This is a genomic window from Klebsiella sp. K47 (assembly GCF_051858335.1).
Taxonomy (GTDB): domain Bacteria; phylum Pseudomonadota; class Gammaproteobacteria; order Enterobacterales; family Enterobacteriaceae; genus Klebsiella; species Klebsiella pneumoniae.
Genome location: NZ_JBPYUI010000562.1, coordinates 1 through 212 on the forward strand (window position 1 = coordinate 1; position 212 = coordinate 212).

The 212-nt window shown below is 67.5% G+C and carries 1 protein-coding gene; it reads right to left on the bottom strand.

Annotated features, from left to right (window positions below; genetic code table 11):
- The coding region (locus RRF55_RS29215) for a MotA/TolQ/ExbB proton channel family protein (protein WP_439419484.1) at nucleotides 1-189 on the bottom strand (189 nt) is incomplete at its 3' end.
- Nucleotides 190-212: the final 23 nt, after the last annotated feature.

Here is a 212-nt window from a genome sequence, read left to right on the forward strand (position 1 = left end):
GCCGACGTAGGGCGAGACCGAGGCCACGGTGCCCAGGAAGGACAGGCCGGATTCGATCTCGTCGAGTTCGCGCTGAAAGCTTGCGCGCATGGCTCGGCGCGTGCCGTCCATCAGCGTGGCGACATCGCCGATGCGGCGCTCGCGCAGCTTCTGGTACTCACGCATGCCGCTGGCAAAGATGCGCTCCATGGGGCCGCCGGTCTTGGCGTTCT